The organism is Mesorhizobium sp. M2A.F.Ca.ET.037.01.1.1 (genome assembly GCF_003998075.1).
Lineage (GTDB): Bacteria > Pseudomonadota > Alphaproteobacteria > Rhizobiales > Rhizobiaceae > Mesorhizobium.
In genome coordinates, this window is the sequence record NZ_RZSA01000615.1 from 1 (window position 1) to 4,105 (window position 4,105).

3 protein-coding genes and 2 pseudogenes are annotated in these 4,105 nt (G+C 64.1%); 2 read left to right on the forward strand and 3 right to left on the reverse strand.

Annotated features, from left to right (window positions below):
• Positions 1-552: pseudogene (gene istA / locus EOA27_RS25415) on the forward strand (IS21 family transposase); the annotation flags it as partial.
• On the opposite strand, the gene EOA27_RS25420 reads toward istA, so the two are convergent.
• From EOA27_RS25420 to EOA27_RS25430, 3 genes are all read right to left on the reverse strand, one after another.
• A complete protein-coding gene (locus EOA27_RS25420; RefSeq protein ID WP_127257555.1) occupies positions 553-2,631 on the reverse strand; it encodes a recombinase family protein in 2,079 nt (692 codons plus the stop codon). It lies immediately after the preceding pseudogene.
• Between the two features lie 258 nt (positions 2,632-2,889).
• Positions 2,890-3,369, reverse strand: a complete 480-nt coding sequence (locus EOA27_RS25425) for a helix-turn-helix domain-containing protein (protein ID WP_010913721.1) — start codon at positions 3,367-3,369, stop codon at positions 2,890-2,892.
• 167 nt (positions 3,370-3,536) lie between these two features.
• Entirely contained in the window at positions 3,537-3,824 is a 288-nt protein-coding gene (locus tag EOA27_RS25430) for a DUF5372 family protein (protein WP_048894801.1), read from the reverse strand.
• 26 nt (positions 3,825-3,850) lie between these two features.
• Between EOA27_RS25430 and EOA27_RS25435 the strand changes: the two are divergent.
• Positions 3,851-4,105: pseudogene (locus EOA27_RS25435) on the forward strand (IS21 family transposase); the annotation flags it as partial.

Consider the following 4,105-nt stretch of genomic DNA (forward strand, 5'->3'; position numbering starts at 1 on the left):
GGCCATCGCCGCGCGCCGGAGCCGGACTGGGCGGAGGTCCACCGGGAGCTGAAGCGTAAGCATGTGACGCTGCAGGTCCTCTGGGACGAATACATCGAGCGCCACCCGGACGGTTACCGCTATAGCCGTTTCTGCGATCTTTACCGGGGCTGGGCAGCCAATCTGCCGGTCACGATGCGGCAGAACCATGGTGCCGGGGAAAAGCTGTTCGTCGACTATGCCGGCGACACGGTCCCGGTGGTGATTGACCGGCGGACCGGCAAGACGCGGGCAGCACACATCTTTGTCGCGGTGCTGGGCGCTTCGAGCCTGTCTTTTGCCGAGGCACGCTGGGGAGAGGCGCTGGCGGACTGGCTGGAATGCCACGTTCATGCGCTGGAGACCTTCGGCGGCGCGCCGGCGCTGCTTGTTCCCGACAACGCCAAGGTGGCGGTGATCAAGGCCTGCCTCTACGACCCGCAGGTCAACCGCTCGTATGGCGAGATGGCGGCGCATTACGGCAGCTCGATTTTGCCGGCCCGGCCGCGGCGACCGCGCGACAAGGCGAAGGTTTCATAGTGCGTCCTGTTCGGCTGATGGCACGGTAATGGAGGCAGGGCGGGCGGGATTAGCGTTACAGCCTGGGCGACCTTTGATGATCTCGAGGTGGGAAGGAATATCCCACAGACCCCGGCTGAGATTGTCGCTGTAGACTTTGGTGATGAGCCCCTGACGTCCCCATTGATGCACGGTGGTCTCGGCGATTTCGAAGCGTTCGGCCACTTCCTGGGTGGTGAGCATACCACAATCGCGCAGGCGCTGGCGACGACCGGGCAGGTTATAAGTTCTGCGGATGAAAGCGATTTTCTTGAGATTGAACGGCTTGCCGTCCCAGGTCCGCAGACCGCGTTCATTGAAGATGTCGGCGACCTCGCGATCGCAATAACGGTCGAGCAAGCGGTCGACCTCGGCGATCAAGTCGGGCTTGGATTTACGGATCTGGAAGATCGGCAGCGGCCGGTCCAGCGTCAAGGTTCGGGTCGCCCCGCCGGAGAGCCGCACGTTTGCGGTAATCGTCTCGGCCTTGATTAAGGTGACATCGGCGACCAGCAGACGGAAGATGCGCTTGCGCTCGCGAACGTCGATGCGCGGATCGTTCCAGATCCGGGGGAACTGCGCGACAAGATCCCGGACGCGTTGCTGCGTCTCGGCGTCGAGGGCGGCGGCTTCCTCGGGCGCGCGTCGTTCATAGTCCTCGACGACGTCGGTGTGAAGCCGCAGCTTCTCGTTCCACTCGGCCTCGAGAGTGTCGGCAACGAGGCGATTGTCGGGATCGACCTTCATGTAGCGGCGCCGGGCGAGCTCGGCGTCATGACGCGTCCGCTCGATATGTTGTCGGCGCAACGTGTCCATCTCGGCGGCGCGTGCCTCCAATTCGCGTTGCACCGCCAAGGTGACCTCAAGGGTCATCGGCGTCATCAGTTCGACAAGCAATGCACCCACCGCCGGGTCGACGACTTTGCCGGGCACGGACTGGCAGACCTTGCCGCCACGGCGGGTGGCGGTTTCCTGGCAGATATAGGTCGGGACGGGCTTACCATGCTCCTGGCTGTAATGGACGCCCATGCGCGCGCCACACAGGCCGCAGAGAACTCTGCCCTGGAGCAAGGCGGATCCTTCGCGAACCGGCCCGGCGCGGCGCTGCATTCCGTAGGCTTGCGCATTGGTGGCGAGACGCTCCTGGTTGGCCTTGAAGCGCTCCCAGTCGATATAGCCCGGATGCAGGTCGGGCATGACGAACCGCCAGTCAGCCATATCCACCTTGATCTGCGAGACGCCGCCGCCCGGCCGGGGCCGTCCACGCGTTCGACCGTAGACGAAGGCGCCGGCATATCTCGGATTATGCAGGACCTGGAGGATGCGGGCGTGCCGTGGCGGCGCCCACATGAGTTCGCCTTTGTGCAGTCCCTTGCGCAGTCGCCGCGGGAACAGGATGCCTTCGTCGAGGAAGAACTTGACGGTTCTGGTTGCGCTGCCCAGGCGCTCGAAGGTGGTGAACACCATGCGGAGCGCGGCCTGCACCTCGGCGTCCGGGTCGAGTGCGAGGGTGCCATCGGGCAAGTAGACCAAGCCCACGGGCGGGCCTATCTTCAGATCGCCGCGGCTTGCCTTGTTGAGTTGGCCGCCGCGCATGCGCGCCTTGAGGAAGTGCAATTCGGCTTCCGACATCGTTCCTTTCAAACCCAAAAGAAGTCTGTCGTTGAAGCTTTCCGGGTCGTAGATGCCATCCTCATCGAGGATGAGGGTGCTGGTCAGGGCGCACAGCTCAAGCAGCCGGTGCCAGTCGGCGGAGTTGCGGGCCAGGCGCGAGACCTCCAGCCCCATGACGACGCCGGCCTTGGCGAGCGCGACTTCGCTGACCAGTTCCTGGAAGCCGTCGCGGGCAACGGCGCTGGATCCCGATTTGCCCAGGTCGCGGTCTATCACGTGGATGCGTTCGGTCGGCCAGCCGGCGGCAATGGCGCGATCACGCAGCCCATATTGTCGCTGCGTGCTCTCGCCGTTCTCGGCGACCTGTCGAAGCGTCGACTGACGGATGTAGAGGTAGGCGTCGCGCCGCAGGTGATCGGCGGTGACTTTGAGGTCAGGCATGTGCTGGCTCCGCGGTTAGCGTGACAACAAGGCTGGCAAGGATGAGGGTGAGCTCGCTGGTGGCGATCGCGCCTGCCGACGGGGGGCGATGTACCGGGCAAGGCGGCGTAAAGTTGGGAGTTGTCGTTGCGGCCTTGATCCAGGCGACCATGCCTTGACGGTGCAGGGTTACGAGTCCTGATCCGGTGATCAGCCGGGCGCTGAGCACCGCGGCGCGCAGTTGTTCGTATGTGCCGACGAGGCTGGTCGCGCGGACGGTTAAGGCAGATCGAGTCGTTTTTTTTTGGGCGCCATGGCCCGCTCCAGACTTCGCCGGTGCACCCTGACGCCAAAGCGTGTGGCGATAGCGTCTACACATTGCGGCACGGTGAGGTCGGGCCGCGTCGTCCTGATTTGGTCGATGTAAGCGAGGACCTCGGCAGAGATCTTGTGTCCGCCCTTTGGACCCCGCTGCCGGGGCACCAGCCCGGCGAGGCCCTGGTCGGCCAAGGCGCTCTGAGCTTTGTAGAAGGTCGGCCGCGAGACCCCGAAGGCGCTGGCGACGTCGCTGATCGGCACGCGATCGGCCTGATGGCGGCGCACCATCTCGTAGCGGACCTGCACAAGGTCCCTGGCATCGAAGAAGGGATTGGCGGCAAACAGCGTGTCGCGCACGGCCTCGGGGTGGGGGTTGAGCGCGCCGTCGCGGGCCAAGGCCTCGGCCTTTGGGTCGCGTCGTCTTGGCTTTGGCTTCGCCATGACCATCATCCAAACTGATTCGTAAATATAAATACGCCTTACACGATGAGACGTCAAACAAGACAACTCCACGACGCTCAAGGCAATTCCCGCGATACTGGGCGTATCTCCGATATCCGAGCAGGCGCTGCGGCGTAATTTGCCTTACACCAGCGGCGTATTTAACCTTACGCATCCTCCGCCTCCACCGGCGCAGCGATCCGATCCAGCAGCGTGAGCAAATCCAATAGGTCGACCGTCCGGAACGCCGCGCGCCCGGCCGCGACGCGCCGGAATGCGTCAGGCTGCTCCATGTCCGTCATTGCGGCGGCAATCGTGGGCAAGGTCCCGTCCGCCGCTCGGTAGATCACCCGGTCGTCGCCCCAATGCGGGCTGCGGCTGATCATGTCGAAGGTCTGGCCTTTAAGCGGGTGGAATGGGTGAGTAATGCGGACCGTGAGGCCGGTCGTCCCCACACGGGCTGCAGTTGACGGCTTTATCCAAGGGCAAGGTCGAGGGCGCGGTGCTGATCGTCGAGCGCTGGATTCTGGCCCGGCTGCGGAACCGGGCATTCTTCTCGCTGGCTGAGCTCAATGCGGCGATCGCCGAATTGCTCGAGGAGTTGAACAAACCGGCCGATGCGCCATGTCGGCAAAAGCCGCCGCGAACTGTTCGAGGAGATCGAGCGGCCCGCCTTGAGGCCGCTGCCGGCGACGCCGTTCGAATACGCCGAATGGAAATCGGCGAAGGTCCATCC

What these genes read in the sequence shown, in the direction of transcription:
- EOA27_RS25420 (WP_127257555.1), bottom strand. Translation starts at nt 2,631, where the DNA reads ATGCCTGACCTCAAAGTCACCGCCGATCACCTGCGGCGCGACGCCTAC.
- EOA27_RS25425 (WP_010913721.1), bottom strand. Translation starts at nt 3,369, where the DNA reads ATGGCGAAGCCAAAGCCAAGACGACGCGACCCAAAGGCCGAGGCCTTG.